The sequence below is a fragment of the Cupriavidus sp. 2TAF22 genome (assembly GCF_052115045.1).
Taxonomy (GTDB): Bacteria; Pseudomonadota; Gammaproteobacteria; order Burkholderiales; family Burkholderiaceae; genus Cupriavidus.
In genome coordinates this window covers 168,987-189,749 of sequence record NZ_JBFRFX010000012.1, presented here as the reverse complement: position 1 = coordinate 189,749, position 20,763 = coordinate 168,987, and the positions used below count along the sequence as shown (strand labels likewise).

The 20,763-nt window shown below is 66.9% G+C and carries 16 protein-coding genes; 14 read left to right on the top strand and 2 right to left on the bottom strand.

Annotated features, from left to right (window positions below):
- The 14 genes from AB4Z48_RS16470 to AB4Z48_RS16405 all read left to right on the top strand — a co-directional run.
- Nucleotides 1–738 (top strand): 2-oxo acid dehydrogenase subunit E2 (locus AB4Z48_RS16470; RefSeq protein ID WP_441615732.1); only part of this gene is annotated, 738 nt, incomplete at its 5' end.
- Nucleotides 739–751: 13 nt separating this feature from the next.
- Nucleotides 752–2,515, top strand: a complete 1,764-nt coding sequence (gene lpdA / locus AB4Z48_RS16465) for a dihydrolipoyl dehydrogenase (RefSeq protein ID WP_441615730.1) — start codon at nucleotides 752–754, stop codon at nucleotides 2,513–2,515.
- A gap of 167 nt (nucleotides 2,516–2,682) precedes the next feature.
- Complete coding sequence (locus AB4Z48_RS16460; RefSeq protein ID WP_441615728.1) at nucleotides 2,683–4,977, top strand: NADP-dependent malic enzyme; 2,295 nt, start codon at nucleotides 2,683–2,685, stop codon at nucleotides 4,975–4,977.
- Nucleotides 4,978–5,028: 51 nt separating this feature from the next.
- Complete coding sequence (locus AB4Z48_RS16455; RefSeq protein WP_441615727.1) at nucleotides 5,029–6,381, top strand: dicarboxylate/amino acid:cation symporter; 1,353 nt, start codon at nucleotides 5,029–5,031, stop codon at nucleotides 6,379–6,381.
- Nucleotides 6,382–6,394: 13 nt separating this feature from the next.
- The gene (locus AB4Z48_RS16450; RefSeq protein WP_441615725.1) at nucleotides 6,395–7,753 is read left to right on the top strand and encodes an NAD(P)/FAD-dependent oxidoreductase; all 1,359 of its coding nucleotides are present in this window, start codon (nucleotides 6,395–6,397) and stop codon (nucleotides 7,751–7,753) included.
- 77 nt (nucleotides 7,754–7,830) lie between these two features.
- Entirely contained in the window at nucleotides 7,831–9,522 is a 1,692-nt protein-coding gene (gene phaC, locus AB4Z48_RS16445; protein WP_441615724.1) for a class I poly(R)-hydroxyalkanoic acid synthase, read from the top strand.
- A gap of 64 nt (nucleotides 9,523–9,586) precedes the next feature.
- Nucleotides 9,587–10,762 carry an acetyl-CoA C-acetyltransferase gene (locus AB4Z48_RS16440; protein ID WP_441615722.1) on the top strand — a complete coding sequence of 392 codons (1,176 nt, stop codon included), beginning with the start codon at nucleotides 9,587–9,589 and terminating at the stop codon, nucleotides 10,760–10,762.
- A 29-nt stretch (nucleotides 10,763–10,791) separates the two neighbouring features.
- Complete coding sequence (gene phbB / locus AB4Z48_RS16435; protein ID WP_441615720.1) at nucleotides 10,792–11,538, top strand: acetoacetyl-CoA reductase; 747 nt, start codon at nucleotides 10,792–10,794, stop codon at nucleotides 11,536–11,538.
- Between the two features lie 98 nt (nucleotides 11,539–11,636).
- Nucleotides 11,637–12,296, top strand: coding sequence for a DUF6781 family protein (locus AB4Z48_RS16430; RefSeq protein ID WP_441615718.1), 660 nt, complete (start codon nucleotides 11,637–11,639; stop codon nucleotides 12,294–12,296).
- Nucleotides 12,297–12,425: 129 nt separating this feature from the next.
- Nucleotides 12,426–13,829, top strand: coding sequence for a cytochrome ubiquinol oxidase subunit I (locus AB4Z48_RS16425; RefSeq protein WP_441615717.1), 1,404 nt, complete (start codon nucleotides 12,426–12,428; stop codon nucleotides 13,827–13,829).
- A gap of 5 nt (nucleotides 13,830–13,834) precedes the next feature.
- Nucleotides 13,835–14,830: a cytochrome d ubiquinol oxidase subunit II gene (locus AB4Z48_RS16420; RefSeq protein ID WP_441615748.1), complete on the top strand. Its 996-nt coding sequence runs from the start codon at nucleotides 13,835–13,837 to the stop codon at nucleotides 14,828–14,830.
- A 196-nt stretch (nucleotides 14,831–15,026) separates the two neighbouring features.
- On the top strand, nucleotides 15,027–16,802 hold the full coding sequence (locus AB4Z48_RS16415) for a sensor histidine kinase (RefSeq protein WP_441615715.1): 1,776 nt from the start codon (nucleotides 15,027–15,029) through the stop codon (nucleotides 16,800–16,802).
- Nucleotides 16,795–18,153: a sigma-54-dependent transcriptional regulator gene (locus AB4Z48_RS16410; protein WP_441615713.1), complete on the top strand. Its 1,359-nt coding sequence runs from the start codon at nucleotides 16,795–16,797 to the stop codon at nucleotides 18,151–18,153. Before AB4Z48_RS16415 ends, AB4Z48_RS16410 begins: the two co-directional genes overlap by 8 nt.
- 72 nt (nucleotides 18,154–18,225) lie before the next feature.
- Nucleotides 18,226–19,467, top strand: coding sequence for a polyhydroxyalkanoate depolymerase (locus AB4Z48_RS16405; protein WP_441615712.1), 1,242 nt, complete (start codon nucleotides 18,226–18,228; stop codon nucleotides 19,465–19,467).
- On the opposite strand, the gene AB4Z48_RS16400 is transcribed toward AB4Z48_RS16405, so the two are convergent.
- Nucleotides 19,428–19,721, bottom strand: a complete 294-nt coding sequence (locus AB4Z48_RS16400; RefSeq protein ID WP_441615710.1) for a hypothetical protein — start codon at nucleotides 19,719–19,721, stop codon at nucleotides 19,428–19,430. The genes AB4Z48_RS16405 and AB4Z48_RS16400 overlap by 40 nt on opposite strands.
- A gap of 74 nt (nucleotides 19,722–19,795) precedes the next feature.
- Nucleotides 19,796–20,743, bottom strand: coding sequence for an amino acid ABC transporter substrate-binding protein (locus AB4Z48_RS16395; RefSeq protein WP_441615708.1), 948 nt, complete (start codon nucleotides 20,741–20,743; stop codon nucleotides 19,796–19,798).
- Nucleotides 20,744–20,763 lie beyond the last annotated feature (20 nt).

Genomic DNA, 20,763 nt, shown 5'->3' with positions numbered 1-20,763 from the left:
GGCCTGGACCTGCTGCCTTGGCCCAAGGTCGACTTCGCCAAGTTCGGCCCGGTCGAGCGCAAGGAACTGAGCCGCATCAAGAAGATCTCGGGCGCCAACCTGCACCGCAACTGGGTGGTGATCCCGCACGTCACCACGCACGACGAAGCCGATATCACCGACCTGGAGCAGTTCCGCGTGCAGATGAACAAGGAACTGGAGAAGAGCGGCGTCAAGATCAGCATGCTGCCCTTCATGATGAAGGCAGCCGTGGCCACGCTCAAGAAATTCCCCGAGTTCAACGCCAGCCTGGACGGCGACACCCTGGTGCTCAAGCAGTACTACCACATCGGCTTCGCGGCCGACACGCCCAACGGCCTGATGGTGCCGGTGATCCGCGACGTCGACAAGAAGAGCATCCCCGACATCGCGCGGGAGATGGGCGAACTGGCCAAGCTGGCGCGCGAGGGCAAGCTCAAGCCCGACCAGATGTCGGGCGGCACCTTCACCATCAGCTCGCTCGGCGGCATTGGCGGCATCAACTTCACCCCCATCATCAACGCGCCCGAGGTCGCGATCATGGGCGTGTGCAAGAGCTTCTGGAAGCAGCACTCCAGCGATGGCAAGAACTGGGCTTCGCGCCTGACGCTGCCGCTGTCGTTGTCATGGGACCACCGTGTCATCGACGGCGCCGCGGCGGCCCGCTTCAACGTCTATTTTGCCAACCTGCTCGCCGATCTGCGGCGTGTGCTGTTCTGAGGGGCGCGCTGCAATGACCCAACGTGTCGAAGTCAAAGTGCCGGATATCGGTGATTTCAAGGATGTCACGGTGATCGAGGTCATGGTCAAGCCCGGCGAGACCATCGCCGTGGATACCAGCCTGATCGCGGTCGAGTCCGACAAGGCCTCGATGGAGATCCCATCCACCCACGCCGGCGTGGTCAAGGAGATCACCGTCAAGGTCAACGACAAGGTGAGCGAGGGATCGGTGATCCTGGTGGTGGAGGCTGCCGAGGCCGCTGCAACCGCTGCGGCACCCGCCGTGCCCGCGGCCCCATCGGCGCCGCCCAAGCCAGCGCCAGCCGCCGCGCCCGCGCCCAACGCCGCCAGCTACACCGGCAAGGCGGACCTGGAATGCGAAATGCTGGTGCTGGGCGCCGGCCCCGGTGGCTATTCCGCCGCGTTCCGCAGCGCCGACCTGGGCATGAAGACCGTCCTGGTGGAGCGCTACGACACGCTTGGCGGGGTCTGCCTCAACGTGGGCTGCATCCCCTCCAAGGCGTTGCTGCACACCGCATCGGTCATGGATGAAGTGGCGACCCTGCCCGACCACGGCATCCGCTACGGCGCGCCCGAGATCGACCTGGACAAGCTGCGTGGCTTCAAGGACAGCGTCATCAAGAAGCTGACCGGCGGCCTGGCCGGCATGGCCAAGGCGCGCAAGGTCGAGGTGGTGACCGGCGTCGGCAGCTTCCTCGACCCGTATCACCTGGAGGTGGTGGCGGCCGATGGCGGCAAGCGCGTGATCAGGTTCGCCAAGGCCATCATCGCGGCGGGCAGCCAGGCGGTGAAGCTGCCGTTCATGCCCGACGACGAGCGCGTGGTCGACTCCACCGGCGCGCTGCTGCTCAAGTCGATCCCCAAGCGCATGCTGGTGGTGGGCGGCGGCATCATCGGGCTGGAGATGGCCACGGTCTACTCCACGCTGGGCACGCGCATCGACGTGGTGGAGATGCTCGATGGCCTGATGCAGGGCGCGGACCGCGACCTGGTCAAGGTGTGGGAGAAGAAGAACACCCACCGCTTCGACCACGTCATGCTCAAGACCAAGACGGTGGGCGCCAAGGCGACGCCCGCCGGCATCGAAGTCAGCTTCGAGGGCGAGAAGGCGCCGGCCCCGCAGGTCTATGACCTGGTGCTGGTGGCGGTGGGCCGCAGCCCGAATGGCCGTGCCATCGGCGCGGAAAAGGCCGGCGTGGCCGTCACCGAGCGCGGCTATATCGACGTCGACCGGCAGATGCGCACCAACGTTGCGCACATCCACGCCATCGGCGACATCGTCGGCCAGCCGATGCTGGCGCACAAGGCCGTGCATGAAGCGCACGTGGCGGCCGAGGCCGCGCACGGTGAAGCGGCATTCTTCGACGCACGCCAGATTCCGTCGGTCGCGTACACCGATCCGGAAGTGGCGTGGGCCGGCAAGACCGAGGAGCAGTGCAAGGCCGAAGGCATCAAGATCGGCAAGGCAGTGTTCCCGTGGGCCGCGTCCGGTCGCGCCATCGCCAACGGGCGCGACGAGGGCTTCACCAAGCTGCTGTTCGACGAAGCCACGCATCGCGTGATCGGCGGCGGCATCGTCGGCACGCACGCCGGCGACCTCATCAGCGAGGTGTGCCTGGCCATCGAGATGGGCTGCGAGCCCGCCGACATCGGCAAGACGATCCACCCGCACCCGACGCTGGGCGAATCCATCGGCATGGCCGCCGAGGTATTCGAGGGTCATTGCACCGACTTGCCGCCGGTGAAGAAGAAATAGGCTTGTCGGGCGTCCGAGTGAGCGCGATGCCGCACCACGGCAGCAGTGTTTATGCGCCCACCTGGAAGTCCGACCCACCAGACAGATCTGGCAAGGCCGCCACACCGGCCTTGCATCCCGCACCAAGCACACCTGATCCGACGCCCCGGCGGCGCCATGGAGACAATATGACCGACAACCTGCGCGAAGCCGCACTCGATTACCACCGCTACCCGACCCCCGGCAAGATTTCCGTGACGCCGACCAAGGCCATGGCCACGCAGCGCGACCTCGCCCTCGCCTACTCGCCGGGCGTCGCCGACGCCTGCATGGAGATCGTGCGCGATCCGGCCGAGGCGATGAACCTCACGTCGCGCGCCAACCTGGTCGCCGTGATTACCAACGGCACCGCGGTGCTGGGYCTGGGCAATATCGGGCCGCTGGCGGGCAAGCCGGTGATGGAGGGCAAGGGCTGCCTGTTCAAGAAGTTCGCCGGCATCGATGTATTCGACATCGAACTGGCGGAGGACGACCCGGATGCGCTGATCGATACCATCGCCCGCATGGAGCCGACCTTTGGCGGCATCAACCTGGAAGACATCAAGGCGCCCGAGTGCTTCTACATCGAGAAGAAGCTGCGCGAGCGCATGAAGATCCCGGTCTTCCATGACGACCAGCACGGCACCGCCATCGTGGCTGCCGCGGCCATCCTCAATGCGCTCAAGCACGTCGGCAAGGATATCTCCGAGGTCAAGCTGGTGGCTTCCGGCGCGGGCGCGGCGGCGCTGGCCTGCCTGGATCTGATCGTCAGCCTGGGCCTGCCGATCGGCAATGTGTTCGTCTCCGACAGCAACGGCGTGGTCTATCTTGGCCGCAAGGAGCAGATGGACCCGAACAAGGCACGCTACGCGCAGGACACCTCCGCGCGCACGCTGGCCGACATCATCGGCGGCGCGGATATCTTCCTGGGCCTGTCGGCTGGCGGCGTGCTCAAGCCCGAAATGGTCAAGGTGATGGCACGCGACCCGATCATCCTGGCCATGGCCAACCCCACGCCGGAGATCGCGCCGGAGGATGCGCTGGCGGTGCGCCCCGATGCCATCCTGGGCACCGGGCGCTCGGATTACCCGAACCAGGTCAACAACGTCCTGTGCTTCCCGTTTATCTTCCGCGGCGCGCTGGACGTGGGCGCCACCACCATCAACGAGGAAATGAAACTGGCCGCCGTGCGGGCCATCGCCGAACTCGCCCACGCGGAGATCCCTGAAGTGGTCGCCCAGGCATACGGCGCGGTGGGCCTGCGCTTCGGCGCCGAATACCTGATCCCCAAGCCGTTCGACCCGCGCCTGATCGAAGCGGTGGCGCCCGCCGTGGCCCGTGCCGCGATGGACAGCGGCGTGGCAACGCGCCCGATCGCCGACATGGAGGCGTATCGCCAGCGCCTTGGCCAGTTCGTCTACCAGTCGCGCAGCGCCATGGGGCCGGTGTTTGCCGCCGCCAAGCGCGCGCCCAAGCGGGTGATCTACGCCGAAGGCGAGGACGAGCGCGTGCTGCGCGCCGCCCAGGTGGTGATCGACGAGGGCATCGCGCGCCCGTTGCTGGTAGGCCGCCCCGATGCGATCGTCGAGCGCATTTCCCAATTCGGCCTGCGCCTGCGGCCCGGCGTGGATTGCGAGTGCGTGGATCCGCTGGACCCCGCCGTCTACCGCGACGCCGCCGAGGCGTACTACCAGCTGAGCTCCCGCGACGGCGTCTCGCGCGCGCTGGCACAGACGGAGGTGCGCAGCCGCGGCACGCTGCTGGGCGCCATGCTGGTGCGCCAGGGCCGGGCCGACGCCATGCTGTGCGGCACCGTTGGCCGCTTCCAGGACCATCTCGCCTACGTGCGGGACACCATCGGCCTCAAGTCCGGCAGCGAGACACTCGCGGCCATGCAGATGCTGATGCTGCCCGGTCGGCAGCTGTTTATCTGCGACACCCACGTCAACCTCGACCCGACGGCCCAGCAGATCGCCGACATCACCCTGCTGGCGGCCGAAGCGGTCCGGCGCTTCGGCATCACGCCCAGCGTGGCCCTGCTTTCCCACTCCAACTTCGGCGGCTCCACCGCGCCGGCGGCGGTGAAGATGCGCGAAGCGCTGGCACTGGTCAAGGCGCGCGAACCCTCGCTGGCCGTGGAAGGCGAGATGCGCGGCGATGCGGCGTTGTCCAGGCAGATCCTGGAGCACGAGTTCCCCGAATCCTGCCTGCCCACGGAAGCCAACGTGCTGGTGATGCCAAACGTGGATGCCGCCAACATCTCGTACAACCTGATGCGCATCGCCGCGGGCGGCGGCATCACGGTGGGAGGCATCCTGCTCGGCGCCGCGCGCCCGGTGCACATCCTGACGTCCTCGTCCACGGTCCGCCGCATCGTCAACATGAGCGCCGTGGCAACGGTCGACGCCAACGCGCAGCGCGCAACGGCCTGGGCGCTCGATTGAGCGGCCCTCCCCCCGGCGCCGGCGACAAGTAAAACCACAAAGGAGACACCCATGGACAATCAGAGTCACCCCAAGCCGTTTTACCGATCCCTGTACTTCCAGGTCATCACCGCGATCGTTATCGGCGTGATCCTGGGGCACTTCTATCCGCAGGCCGGCGCGGCGATGAAACCGTTGGGAGACGGCTTCATCAAGCTGATCAAGATGATCATCGCGCCGATCATCTTCTGCACCGTGGTGGTAGGCATCGCCGGCATGGAGGACATGAAGAAGGTCGGCAAGACCGGCGGGCTGGCGCTGCTGTACTTCGAGGTGGTGAGCGGCATTGCGCTGGTCGTCGGCCTGGTGATCATCAATATCGTCAGGCCCGGGGCGGGCATGAATGTCGACGTGAGCACGCTCGATACCAAGAGCATTGCCGCCTACACCGAGCCGGGCAAGATGCAGGGCACGGTGGATTTCCTGCTGCATGTGATCCCCAATACCGTGGTGGACGCCTTTGCCAAGGGCGAGATCCTGCAGGTGCTGCTGTTCGCCGTGATGTTTGGTTTCGCCCTGCATAAGTTTGGCGGGCGCGGCACGCTGGTGTTCGATTTCATCGAGAAGTTCTCGCATGTGCTGTTCACCATCGTCGGCTACATCATGAAGGTGGCCCCCATCGGCGCATTCGGGGCGATGGCGTTCACCATCGGGAAATACGGCGTGGGCTCGCTGCTGCAGCTTGGCCAGCTGATGGCGACGTTCTACGCGACCTGCCTGTTCTTCATCTTTGTCGTGCTTGGCGGCATCGCGCGCGCGCATGGGTTCTCGATCTGGAAGTTCATCAAGTACATCAAGGAGGAACTGCTGATCGTGCTGGGCACGTCGTCGTCCGAGTCGGTGCTGCCGCGGATGATGGCCAAGCTGGAGAACCTGGGCGCGCGCAAGTCCGTCGTGGGGCTGGTGATCCCTACCGGCTACTCGTTCAACCTGGATGGCACGTCCATCTACCTGACCATGGCGGCCGTGTTCATCGCCCAGGCGACCAACACCGACATGAGCCTGACGCAGCAACTCACGCTGCTGGCCGTGCTGCTCCTCACCTCCAAGGGCGCCGCCGGCGTCACCGGCAGCGGCTTCATCGTGCTGGCGGCCACGCTGTCGGCGGTGGGGCATGTGCCGGTGGCTGGCCTGGCCCTGATCCTGGGCATCGACCGCTTCATGTCGGAGGCGCGCGCCCTGACCAACCTCATCGGCAACGGCGTGGCCACGGTGGTGGTCGCCAAATGGACCGGCGACCTGGATGTTGCGCGTATGCACCGCCGGCTGGACAACGAATCGGATGCCGAGGCCGACGAGCCGGAAGCGGTGCTGGATCCGCTGGTTGCCCGCATGCCGGCCCCCGGCACCACCCTGACCCGGTGAACGGCAGGCCACGATGAAACCCTCCACCTATCGTCCCGGTGCTTCCCTGAAGGCACCGCATCGCATCGTCATCGTCGGCGGCGGCGCGGGCGGGCTTGAACTCGCCACCCGGCTGGGCGACACCCTCGGCCGGCGCGGGCAAGCCGAAGTCACGCTCATCGAGAAGACCCGCACCCACGTGTGGAAGCCCAAGCTGCACGAGATCGCCGCCGGCAGCATGGACATGAGCGCCCACGAGGTGGGCTATCTCGCGCAATCGCACTGGCACCACTTCCGCTACCGCGTCGGCGAAATGGTAGGCCTGGACCGGGAGCGCCGGGAGGTGCTGGTGGCGCCTTATGTAGACGACGAAGGCGCGCAGATCACGCCGCTGCGCACCTTTGGCTACGACACCCTGGTCATCGCGGTGGGCAGCCAGAGCAATGACTTCGGCACGCCGGGCGTCTACGAGCACGCCATGCGCCTGGAGTCCGCCGCGGACGCGCTGCGCTTTCACTCGCGCATGGTCAACGCCTGCATCCGCGCCCATGCGCAGACCGCGCCCCTGCTGGCCCAGCAGCTGCACGTAGCCATCATCGGCGCCGGCGCCACGGGCGTGGAACTGGCGGCCGAGCTGCACCGCACCACCCGCGAGGTGGTGGCCTTCGGCCTGGACCGTGTCGACGCCGACAAGGACATCCGGGTCACGCTGATCGAAGCCGCGCCGCGCGTGCTGCCGGCGCTGCCGCCGCGCTTGTCCAGCGCCACGGAGGGCCTGCTGCGCAAGCTCGGCGTGGAAGTGCTCACCGACGCCAAGGTGGCCGAGGTGCTGCCCGGTGGCGTGCAGCTGGGCGATGGCCGGCTGCTGCCGGCGGAGCTGGTGGTATGGGCGGCGGGCGTGAAGGCGCCCGACTTCCTCAAGGATCTTGCCGGCCTTGAAACCAACCGGATCAACCAGCTGGTGGTGCACCCCACGCTGCAGACCAGCCGCGACGAGAACATCTTCGCGATTGGCGACTGCGCGGCGTGCGCATGGCCCGAGGCCAACCAGGGCAAGGGCGGCTTCGTGCCGCCGCGCGCCCAGGCCGCGCACCAGCAGGCTTCGCACATGGCCAGGCAGGTCCGCGCCCGCATGGCGGGCAAGGCGCTGGCCAACTATCGCTACCGCGATTTCGGCTCGCTGGTATCGCTGGGCGAGTTCAGCACCGTGGGCAACATGATGGGCGGCCTGATCGGCGGGAGCCTGATGGTGGAGGGATTGTTCGCCCGGATGATGTACCTGTCGCTCTACAAGATGCATGAACTGGCATTGCACGGCTTTGCCAAGGTCGCCCTCGACACGCTGGCGCGCTCCATCGTCAGGCGCACCGAGCCGCATGTGAAGCTGCACTGAGCCCCGTGCCGCCGTCCCGCACACGCACACGCACAAGCACAAGCACACGCACAAGCAACCGCACTCTTCCGGACCCCATGACCAATCCCACCTCCGATCCCTCCCGCTGGATTGCCGAGCTCTTCAGCGCGCAACAGACCATGCTGCGCGCGTTCGGCGCCGCACCCGGAGAGGCGCCGCAAGACGCCGACGCCACGCCCGCGCCGGTCTCCATGCTGGCGGCGGCGCGCGCGCTCGCCGCCTGGCCGGAACAGGCCCTCAGGCAAATGAGCGCGCTCTGGCCGGCGGGCGAGCCCGCCGGCAGCCCGGACCGCCGCTTTGCCGCACAAGCCTGGCGCGACGACCCGCGCTTTGCGCTGGCGGTGCGCCATTACCAGAGCTACGCCACGCTGCTGCAAGGCGCGATCGAGCAAGCGCCGGCCGATGCGCAGACCAAAGGCCAGTGGCAATTTGCGCTGCGCCAGGTGCTGGATGCGCTCAGCCCGGCCAATTGCCTGGCCACCAACCCCGAGGCGCTGCAGCTGGCGGTGGACTCCGGCGGCGCCAGCTTGGTGGAAGGCATGCGCCTGTTCCTGCAGGACCTGGCCAAGGGACGCGTCTCGATGACCGATGAGCAGAGCTTCGAGGTCGGGCGCAACGTGGCCACCACGCCGGGCGCGGTGGTGTATGAGAACGAGCTGATGCAGCTCATCCAGTACGCGCCGGGCGCGGGCAAGGTCCATCAGCGCCCGTTGCTGATCGTGCCGCCCTGCATCAACAAGTTCTACATCCTCGACCTGCAGCCCGAGAACTCATTCGTCGCCCATGCGGTGGCGCAAGGGCATACGGTCTTCCTGGTGTCCTGGCGCAACGTGGAGCAAGCGCAGGGACACCTGACCTGGGACGACTACCTTGAACAAGGCGTGCTGCGCCCCATCGATGTGGCGCAGGAGATCAGCGGCGCCGACCGCGTCAACACCCTGGGCTTCTGCGTCGGCGGCACGCTGCTGGCCTGCGCGCTGGCCGTGGCCGCCGCGCGCGGCCAGGACAAGGTTGCCAGCGTCACGCTGCTCACCACGATGCTGGACTTCGTTGATACCGGCGAGATCGGCCTGCTGGTCAACGAAGCCATGGTCGCGATGCGGGAGGCCACGATCGGCCGCGGCGGGCTGCTGCGCGGCCGCGAGCTGGCCCATGTGTTCGCCGCGCTGCGCGCCAACGACCTGATCTGGCCCTATGCGGTCAACAGCTACCTGAAGGGCAGCGCGCCGCCGGCGTTCGACCTGCTGTCCTGGAACTGCGACGACACCAACCTGCCGGGGCCGATGTACTGCTGGTACCTGCGCAACGCTTACCTGGAGAACCGCCTGCGCGTGCCGGGCGGCACCGTGCAATGCGGGGAGCCGGTGGACTTTGCCCGGGTCCGGGTGCCCGCTTTCCTCTATGCCTCGCAGGACGACCACATCGTGCCGTGGGGCAGCGCCTATGCCACCACGCGCCTGTTGGGCGGCCCGACGACCTTCGTGCTGGGCGCCAGCGGCCACATCGCCGGCGTGATCAACCCGCCGGCCAAAGGCAAGCGCCACCACTGGACCGGCCCGCTCCAGGGCGATCCGCAACGCTGGCTTGACGGCGCCGAGCGCGCCGAAGGCAGCTGGTGGCCGGCCTGGACCCGCTGGCTGGCGCAACACGCCGGCGCGCGCACCGCTACGCGCCGGTCGCTCGGCAACGCCGCCTACCCCGTGATCGAGCCCGCACCCGGGCGCTACGTCAAGGCGAAGGCCGGCTAGCTATCCGCAGTCTGGCCTGCCAATCCCCTATCCACCCTACCCCCGATTCACCCAGGAGAGTCACATGGAAGATGTTGTTATCGTCGCCGCAGCCAGAACCGCCGTCGGCAAGTTCGGCGGCTCGCTGGCCAAGGTGCCGGCCCCCGAACTCGGCGCCACGGTCATCAAGGCCTTGCTCGAGCGCAGCGGCCTGAAGCCGGAAATGGTCGACGAGGTGCTGCTGGGCCAGGTGCTGACCGCGGGCAGCGGGCAGAACCCCGCGCGCCAGGCCGCCCTCAAGGCGGGCCTGCCGAACACCGTGCCCGCCATGACCATCGGCAAGGTCTGCGGCTCCGGCCTGAAGGCCGTGCACCTGGCGGCCCAGGCCATCAAGTGCGGCGATTCGGATATCGTCATCGCCGGCGGCCAGGAGAACATGAGCGCATCGCCGCACGTGCTGGCGGGATCGCGCGACGGCCAGCGCATGGGCGACTGGAAGCTCACCGACACGATGATCGTCGACGGCCTGTGGGACGCCTTCAACCAGTACCACATGGGCACCACCGCCGAGAACGTCGCCAAGGCGTACAACATCTCGCGCGAGCAGCAGGACGCGTTCGCGGCCGCGTCGCAGCAGAAGGCCGAACAGGCGCAGAAGACCGGCCGCTTCAAGGACGAGATCGTGCCGGTCTCGATCGTCTCGAAGAAAGGCACCGTGATCTTCGATACCGACGAGTTCATCAAGCACGGCACCACCGCCGATGCCCTGGCGGGCCTGCGGCCGGCCTTCGACAAAGCCGGCTCCGTCACCGCCGGCAATGCCTCCGGCCTGAACGACGGCGCCGCGGCGGTCCTGATGATGTCGGCCAGCAAGGCGCGCGAACTGGGACTCAAGCCCCTGGCCCGCATCGCCTCCTATGCCTCGGCCGGGCTCGACCCGACCATCATGGGCATGGGCCCGGTCCCGGCCTCGCAGCGTTGCCTGCAAAAGGCCGGCTGGAGCATCAACGACCTGGACCTGATGGAGATCAACGAGGCCTTCGCCGCCCAGGCGTGCGCGGTCAACCAGGAGATGGACTGGGACGCCAGCAAGATCAACGTCAATGGCGGCGCCATCGCCATCGGGCATCCCATCGGGGCATCGGGCTGCCGCATCCTGGTCACCCTGCTGCACGAGATGGCCCGGCGCGACGCCCGGCGCGGCCTGGCGTCGCTATGCATCGGCGGCGGCATGGGCGTGGCGCTGGCTGTCGAGCGCTAAGACAGCATTCATTACACAAGGAGAAAACGATGAGCAAGCAACGCGTAGTACTGGTCACGGGCGGCATGGGCGGCCTGGGTGAAACCATTTCCACCAAGATGGCCGATGCCGGCTACCGGGTGGCGGTCACCTATTCGCCGGGCAACACCACCCATGGCGAATGGGTCCAGCAGATGAAGGCGCGCGGCTACGACATCCTCGCCGTGCCCTGCGACGTGGCGGACCTCGATTCGTGCGCGAAGGCGGTGGCGGCCGTGATGGAAGTCGCCGGCCCGGTCGACGTGCTGGTCAACAACGCCGGCATCACGCGCGACATGACCTTCAAGAAGATGGACAAGGTGAACTGGGACACGGTGCTGCGCACCAACCTGGACAGCCTGTTCAACATGACCAAGCAGGTCGCCGACGGCATGGTGGAGCGCGGCTGGGGCCGCATCGTCAATGTCTCGTCGGTCAACGGCTCGAAGGGCGCGTTCGGCCAGACCAACTACTCGGCAGCCAAGGCTGGCGTGCACGGCTTCACCAAGGCGCTGGCGCTGGAAGTCGCCAGGAAAGGCGTCACGGTAAACACCATCTCGCCCGGCTACATCGGCACCAAGATGGTCACCGCCATTCCCGAGGAGATCCTGAACACCAAGATTCTGCCGCAGATCCCGGTAGGCCGGCTGGGCAAGCCGGAAGAAGTGGCGGGCCTGATCATCTACCTGGCCTCCGAGGAAGCCGCCTTCGTGACCGGCGCCAACATCGCCATCAACGGCGGCCAGCATATGCAGTGACGTCTGGCAGTGGCGGCCGGCGCACGGCCGCCGCATGGCCACCGCATGGCCACCGCATGGCAACAGAACAACTACGCAAGGCAGCAACCGGAGACCACATGAAATCCATGGGCATCGATCGCGACGCGCTGATTCAGCAGTTCACGCAAGCGTCGGAGAAGCAAGGCGAATCCCTGCAGCAAGCGGTCCAGCAAGCGACGCTCAAGGCATTGCAAAGCCGGGAACTGACGCTCAAGAGCATCAAGGACACGCTGAAGATGGTCACCCAGGCGGCCTCCTCCGGGGCGGCCAGCAGCGGGCTCGCGGGAGCAGGGCTCGAGCCGATGCTGTCGCAGGTGGCGCAGGGCATGGACGCCGCGCTGGTGCAGGCGGTGGAGGCAAATCGCCGGGCGTTGCAGCAGATCGTCGACCAGGGCGCGCAATTGCGTGAAACGCACCTCAAGAAGGCCGTGGCCGACATCGAGAAGATGGAGGACGCGCTGTTCAGTACGGTGGCCAAATCCATCGGCGAGTTGCCGCAGGCCGTGCAGGGGCCGTGGTCGACGGTGCTGGACGGCATGAAGCTCAAGGGCACGGCCACCGGGGCCAGCGCGACGGCGGTGGTCGAGCAGCTGGCCACCCAGGCGCGCGAGTTCACGCGCGAGGGACGGGCCTTTGCGCAAAACAGCACCGAGGCCTGGCTCGAGCACTACGCCACGCTGGTCAGCGGCGTGCTGATCGGCATGTCGAATGGCTTGAGCGGCGAAGGCAAGCGCTGATCTCGTTCAAGCCACACCGCGGCCCGGCAATCTGCGTTGCCGCACGCCCCTCTCCCGCAAGCGGGAGAGGGGCGCATACCAGCCGCCCCCGCGGCGCCCATCCATAACCCACGGCGGAGGCCCGGATAGATGGATCCCATCCTGCTGGCGCGCATGCAGTTCGCTGCCAACATCACTTTCCATATCCTGTTCCCGACCATCAGCATCGGCCTGGGATGGTTGCTGCTGTTCTTTCGCTGGCGCTACCTGGCGGCCGACTCGCCACAGGTCCGCCATGCATGGCTGAATGCCTACCGGTTCTGGACCAAGGTGTTCGCGCTGACGTTCGCGCTTGGCGTGGTCAGCGGCATCACCATGAGCTTCCAGTTCGGCACCAACTGGCCGGGCTTCATGGAAACGGTCGGCAATATTGCCGGGCCCCTGCTCGCCTATGAGGTCCTGACCGCATTCTTTCTCGAAGCCGGCTTTCTCGGCGTGATGCTGTTCGGCCACGGCAAGGTAAGCGAACGGGTGCACCTGATGTCGACCTTCTTCGTCGCCTTCGGCACCACGCTCAGCGCCTTCTGGATCCTGGCGCTGAACTCCTGGATGCAGACGCCACAGGGCTACGAGATCATCAATGGTGAGTTCCACGTGCAGAGCTGGGTGGCCGTGGTCTTCAACCCCTCCTTCCCCTACCGCTTCTGCCATATGCTGCTGGCCTCGGCGCTGACCTGCGCCTTCCTGCTCGCCGGGCTGAGCGCGTGGCAGCTGCTCAAAGGCACGGCGCAGCTGTCCGCGCCCAAGGTGCTGCGGGTCGGGCTGACCCTTGCCGCGGCCGCGATCCCGCTGCAGATCGTGGTCGGCGACATGCACGGCCTGAACACGCTCGAGCACCAGCCGCAGAAGATTGCCGCCATGGAGGGCGTATGGGAGACGGAGCGCGGCGCGCCCTTGCTGCTCTTCGCCATTCCCGACGCAGGCGCTCGCACCAATCGCGCGGCCATCGGCATCCCCCATCTCGCCAGCCTGATCCTGACCCACCGCTCCGATGGCGAGATCCGCGGGCTGAACACGTTCGGCGATGCGCATCCGCCGGTCCTGCCGCTGTTTTTCGCCTTTCGCGTGATGGTGGGCATGGGCGTGCTGATGCTGGCGGCCAGCTGGCTGGGCTGGTGGTGGTACCGCCGCGCCGGCTGGCAGCCGCAGCGGCTGCCGCGCGCGCTCCTGTGGGGACTCGCGGGCATGACCTTCTCCGGCTGGATCGCCACGGTGGCCGGCTGGTACGTCACCGAGATCGGGCGCCAGCCCTTTATCGTCTACGGCCTGCTGCGCACCGCCGATGTGGCCTCCAGCGTGCCGGCGCCCCATATCGCGCTCACGCTGGCGCTGTTCGTCACGGTGTACCTCGCGCTGATCGTCGCCTATGTCAGCGTGTTGAAGTACCTGGCGGAGAAGCCGGAGGCGCCGCCCGGGGACGAGCCCGCCGGACAAATCACCACTGCGCCCGGCGCCGTCGCCACGCACGCCTTGCCAATCGGGAGCCAGCCATGACCTGGATGCGTTTTGACGATGCCCTGCCCGTGATCTTCATGGCGCTGATGGGCGTGGCCATGCTGGTCTACGTGATCAGCGACGGCTATGACCTGGGCGTCGGCATGCTGATGCACCGGGCCACCCCGGCCGAGAAAGACGTCATGGTGGCATCGATCGGCCCGTTCTGGGATGCCAACGAAACCTGGCTGGTGCTCGGCATCGGCATCCTCCTCGTGGCTTTCCCTAGGGCGCACGGATTGATATTGACCGAGCTCTACCTGCCTGTCACGCTGATGCTGGTGGGACTGATCCTGCGCGGCGTGGCGTTCGACTTCCGGGTGAAGGTGAAGAGCGCGCACAAGCCGATATGGGATCGCCTCTTCTTCGCCGGCTCGACGATCGCGTCGGTCTCGCAAGGTTGGATGCTGGGACGTTACATCAGTGGCTTCGGTACCGGTTGGAACTATCCCCTGTTCGCTGCGGCCATCGCCGTGGCGTTGCCAATGGCTTATGTGCTGCTCGGCGCGTGCTGGCTCATCATGAAGACCGAGGGCGAACTCCAGCAGCGCGCGGTGCACTGGGCCAGGATCGCGTGGGCACCGATGGTATGCGGGCTGGCATTGATCTCGATTGCCACGCCCTGGATCAGCCCGGTGGTGCGCGAGCGCTGGTTCGTGCTGCCGCAGATCGTCGCCCTCGCCTCCATCCCGCTGGTGACCGGCCTCGCGCTCGTGGCCCTGCGCATGCTGCTGAACACCCGCGTGGTGCGCGGGCCGGTGAGCTGGCTGCCCTTCGTGCTGCTGATCGGAGTCTTTGTGCTCAGCTTCCTCGGGCTGGCCTACAGCATCTTTCCGTTTGTCGTGATCCACCGCCTGACCATCTGGCAGGCCGCCAGCAGCCCGGAGGCCTTGAAGGTGATCCTGGTGGGCGTGTGCATCTCGGTGCCGGCCATCGCCGGCTATACGGTGTTCTCGTACCGGGTATTCCGTGGCAAGACCGGCGAGCTCCGCTATGCCTAGCTGGCCCCGGAACATGCTGCGGCGCGACACGACGCACATCCCCGCCGACGGCTGCGCGGGTTTCGCGCAGCCGTGCTCCGGGAGTACACTGCATTCACTCGACCTGTGCCTGGACGAGCACAGGTCTCGCTTCCATCACTGGTATCCGCACGACAAGTCCTGCCTCGCCGAGGACCGCGGAGAAAGGGCTCGCGACATGAATCTCGGCCGTATGCGCATGGGAATCTGGTGCGGTATGGCATTGGTAGCGATCGCGCTGGCCACGTGGCTGGCCTATGCCATGGCGTTGCGCGCCGGGCTCGATCAGCTGCGGGTTGCCGCCCAGCATCGCCTCGATGTCGTGTCCGCGCGGCTTGACGGCGAGTTGTCCCGGTTCGACTACCTGCCATCGTTGCTCGAATCCACCACGGATGTCTTCGCGTTGCTCAGCCGGCCCGATGACGTGGCGCTCAAGCAGCAGGTCAGCCGTTACCTGCACGGCATCACCGCAACCGCCGGCGCCGACAACCTGTACGTCACCCAGCGCTCCGGCCTGACCCTGGCAGCGGCCGACTGGGACCAGCCGGGCACCCCGGTGGGCGCCGATCTCTCGTTCCGGCCGTATATGCGCGATGCGCTCGAGCACGGCCGGGGCCGCTTCTACGGCGTAGGGTTTACCTCCGGGCGGCCCGGCTATTACCTCGCCTACGCGCTACAGCAAGGCGGCGCGCAGCGCGGCGTGGCTACCGTCAAGGTCAACCTCGACGCGGTGGAACGCAACTGGGTCCAGATCCCGGGCAAGGTGCTGGTGGTCGACGCCCGCGATGTGGTCATCCTGGCGTCGCTCGCGCCGTGGCGGCTGCGCCCGCTGGCGCCGCTGACGCAAGCGATGCTGGCCGAGGCCGGCCTGGCGCGCACCTACGGCAAGTCCGACCTGATGCCGCTGGACTGGCAGGTACGCGCCAGGCTGGACGCCCACACCACGCGCGTGCGCCTCGATGGCATGGATTACCTGGCCTCGGAGCGCACGGTCAACCACGGCCTCTGGCGCATCATGCTGCTCGATGACGAACTGCCGGCGCGCAACCTGGCCCGCAACGCCGCCATCGGCGCCCTGCTGGCCTGCATGGTGATACTGCTGCTGGCGCTGGTGATTGCACTGCGCCTGCGCGCCGGGCAACAACAAGCCGCGGCGCAACGCGCGCTGCGCGCCGCGCACGATGGCCTGGAGGCCAAGGTGCTGGAGCGCACGGCCGAGCTGCGCGCGCTGCAGAACGACCTGGTCCATGCCGGCAAGCTGGCCGCGCTCGGGCAGATGTCCGCCGGCGTGGTGCACGAGCTCAACCAGCCGCTGGCGGCCATGCGCACGCTGTCGGACAACGCCGAGGTGCTGCTGGAAAAGGGCCGGCTCAAGGATGTGGCGGGCAATCTCCAGCGCATCGCCAAGCTGATCGACCGCCTTGGCCGCCTGACGCAGCAGCTCAAGGTCTTTGCCTTCAAGTCCCAGGACGCGGTGCAGCCGGTGCTGGTACGCCAGGCGGTGCAGGACGCACTGCTGCTCGTCAGCACCCGGATGCGCGAGCGCGATATCACGGTCAGCGTGGCGATCGACCCCGCCGACATCAGCGTCCTGGCCGACGAGATCCGCATCGAGCAGGTGATGGTCAACCTGCTGGGCAATGCCGCCGATGCCTTGTCGGGCGCGCCGGTGCGGGAGCTGGAGATCCACGCGGCCCGGCAAGAGCACCTCTGCATCGTCACCATCCGCGACACAGGCCCCGGCATCCATCCCGACGTGCTGCCCCGCCTGTTCGACCCATTCATTACAACCAAGCCGGCGGGCAAGGGCCTGGGCCTTGGCCTGATGATCTCGGCGCATATCGTGCGCGAGTTCGGCGGCCGCCTGTACGCCCGCAACCTGGCGCCCGCCGGTGCCGAGTTCGTGGTCGAGCTGCCGCTGGCGCCGTCGCATGAGAGAGAATCCAATGACTGACACCCATCCCATCCGCGTGGTTTTTGTCGAGGACGAGGAGGATGTGCTGGTGGGCAGCTCGCAGGCCCTCGAACTGGCGGGCTTCGCCGTGGACGGCTTTGCCTCGGTGGAGCAGGCGCGCAGCAGCATCGGTATCGGCGAGCCGGTGGTGGTGGTCTGCGATGTCAAGCTGCCGGGCATGAACGGCGTGGCCTGGCTCAACGAGATCCGGCACATCGACCCCGACCTGCCCGTGATCCTGATGACCGGCCACGGCGACATCACCATGGCGGTGCAGGCCATGCGCGAGGGCGCGTACGACTTCATCGAAAAGCCGTGTTCCTCCGAGCGGCTGGTCTCCGTGGTCAGGCGTGCCGCCGACCGGCGCAAGCTCAGCCTGGAAGTGCTGGGCCTGCGCGAGCAACTGGAAAGCTGGCACGGGATCCAGGCCTGCCTGATCGGCCGCTCCGCGCAGATGGAACGGGTGCGCCGCGCCGTGCGCGCGCTGGCCGATGCGCCGGCGGACGTGGTGATCTATGGCGAGACGGGCACGGGCAAGGACCTGGTGGCGCGCTGCCTGCACGACCACAGCGCGCGCCGCAGCGGCAACTTTGTGCCGCTGAACTGCGGCGGCCTGCCCGAAGCCCTGGCCGAGAGCGAGCTGTTCGGGCATGAGGTGGGCTCTTTCACCGGCGCCACGCGGCGGCGCTGCGGCAAGTTCGAGCATGCGCAGGGCGGCACCCTGTTCCTCGACGAAATCGAGAGCATGCCGATGTCGGTGCAAGTCAAGTTCCTGCGCGCGCTGCAGGAGCGCTCCATCGAACGGGTGGGATCGAACGAATCCATCGCGGTGGATTGCCGGGTCATTGCCGCCAGCAAGGAAGACCTGAAACTGCTCAGCGAGCAAAGGAAGTTCCGTGCCGACCTGTACTACCGCATTGGCGTGGCCTTTATCGACCTGCCGCCACTGCGCGAGCGCCGCGAAGATATCCCGCTGCTGTTCGAGCATCTCATCCTGCAGGCCGCCACCCGCTTCAACCGGCCGGCGCCGCTGCTCGGGAACGCGCAGTTCGAGCTGCTGCTGTCCCATTCCTGGCCGGGCAATGTGCGGGAACTGCGCAATGTGGCCGACCGTTTCGTGCTCGGGCTGCTGTCCGATGATTTCGAGCTGCACCGCAGCCACGCCGGCCACGGCAACAGCCTGCCCGAACAGCTTGAGCAGTTTGAACGGGTCGTTGTGATGGAGGAGCTCAAGCGCAACAACTGCGATGTGGCGGCTACCGCTAGGGCGCTCTCCATCCCCAAGCAAACGCTGTACTCCAAGCTGCGCCGCCTGCAGATCGCCTATGACAAGGTGCAGGCCGAGGAGTGATCCACGCTTGAACCTCAATCCCCCCGGTAGCGCGGGGGACGCCCCCATTTTCCAGACTTACAGGCATTCCCCATGCTTTACCAATTCCACGAACTCAAGAGCGCCATGCTGTTGCCGCTCACCGCGCTGGCGCAGGCAACGTCGCGCACTTTCACCAATCCGCTCAGCCCGTTGTCCATGATGCCGGGCGCCAACCGGATGGCCGCCGGCTACGAACTGCTCTACCGCCTGGGCAAGGACTACAAGAAGCCGCCCTTCGACATCAAGTCGGTGCGGTGCCACGGCCGGGACATTCCCATCGTGGAACAGACCATTGTGGAGAAGCCCTTCTGCAAGCTGCTGCGCTTCAAGCGCTATGCCGACGATCCGCAGGTCATCCAGTTGCTGAAGGACGAGCCGGTGGTGCTGGTGTGCGCCCCGCTGTCCGGCCACCACGCAACCCTGCTGCGCGATACGGTGCGAACGCTGCTGCAGCACCACAAGGTCTACGTGACCGACTGGATCGATGCCCGCATGGTGCCCGCGGAGGACGGCCCGTTCCACCTGACCGACTACGTACACTACATCCAGGACTTCATCCGCCAGATCGGCGCGGAAAACCTGCATGTCATCTCCGTGTGCCAGCCGGCCGTGCCTGTGCTTGCCGCCATCTCCCTGCTGGCTTCCGCCGGCGAGGCCACGCCGCGGACCATGACCATGATGGGCGGCCCGATCGATGCGCGCCGCAGCCCCACTGCCGTGAACGCGCTGGCCACCGACAAGTCCTTCGAGTGGTTCGAGAACAACGTGATCCATGCCGTGCCGGCCAACTACCCGGGCCACGGCCGCAAAGTCTACCCGGGCTTCCTGCAGCACGCCGGCTTTGTGGCGACCAACCCGGATCGCCACCTCTCATCGCACTACGACTACTACCAGAACCTGGTCGATGGCGACCTGGACGACGCCGAGGCCCATGTGCGCTTCTACGACGAGTACAACGCCGTGCTCGACATGGCCGCCGAGTATTACCTGGATACGATCCGCGATGTGTTCCAGGAATTCCGGCTGGCCAGCGGCACCTGGGAGATCGGCGGCAAGCCGGTACGGCCGCAGGACATCACGGGCGCGGCGCTGCTGACCATCGAGGGCGAACTGGACGACATCACGGGAGCGGGCCAGACCGCGGCGGCGCACGATCTTTGCTCGGGCATTCCCCGCGCGCGCAAGCAGCATGTGACAGCGCAGGGCTGCGGGCACTACGGCATTTTCTCCGGCCGACGCTGGCGCGAGGAAATCTATCCGCAACTGCGCGCGTTCATCGCCAGCCATCGCTGAGCGTTGCGGGCGCCCGCGGCCAGGCCGGAGGCGCTGAGGATGAATTCCGCAGACGCCGCCGCCGAATCGCGGCGGCGGCAGAGCAAGCCTGACCGAAGCAGCCGGCCGATCTGCCACTGATGGACATACAGCGCGCCGGCAGGCATTTCCGGCGCCTCCAGAAACGCGCCCTGGAGCGGCTCGCCCCAGGGATTGCACGCGACGCGCAGGCGCGCTCCCGCGGCCATCCGGCATAGCAGCTCGATCTGTTTCATGATTCGCCTTCCGGCTGCGCCAAAGCGCGCAGCCACGCCGACCCGACCGCTAGTCCCTTGGTCTGACTGGTCCCTTATTCCGACTGGTCCGGAATGGCCCGTATCAGCTCATCGAGCTGCGCGCTCATGGGCAAGCCGAGCCGCTCGCCGGTGGGCAGCTTGTTCATGAACCATTGCTTGTACGTGCGGTCCAGTTCCCCGGACACGGCCATCTCGCGCACGGCCTTGTCCACCATGGCGGCAAACTGCGGATCACCCTTGCGGAACAAGATCCCGTAGGGATCGTAGGAGAGGAAATCGCCGACAATCTGGAACTTGCCGCCAGCGCCGCCGCTACGCAGAAAACCGTACAGCAGCACATCGTCGCCCGCATAGGCGTCCGCGCCACCGTGCTGCAAAACCTGGAACGCATCGGCATGGTCCCGCGCCTTGATGACGTTCAGCTGCAGGCCGAAGCGAGCCGAGAGCCGCTCGAGCGCCTCCACATTCGTGGTGCCGCCGGTCGCGACTACGGTCTTCCCCTTCAGGTCCCTGAACGACTTGACCGGCGATCCCTTCGGCACCATCAGCTTGGTCCCGGCCACGAAGATCACCGGTGAGAACGACACGCGCTTCAGGCGCTCGACGTTCCTGGTGGTCGAGCCGCATTCCAGGTCGACCTTGCCGGACGTGACCGCATCGAAGCGGTTGTCCGAGGTGACCGGCGCCCATTGAATGCTGACCTCGCGGCCCACCTCCACCGCCGCCGCGTCCACGATCGCGCGGCAGATATCGATGGAATAGCCGACCGGCTTGCCAAGCCTGTCCAGGTACGAGAATGGCAAGGACGACTCGCGATAGCCGATGGTCAGGGTGCCGCTTTCCTTCGCCTTCTTCAGCGTGCCGGCCAGTTCCCCCGCCGGTTGCGCCGACGCCGCGCCGGCAGCCAGTGCCGCGCACAGCGCAACCGCCGCCCACGTCGCGATTCGCCGGCACCTGCGGCTGCCGCGCCCGCCGCCCACCCGTGTTCCATTTGAAAGCATTTGATTTGCACTCCTGCAGT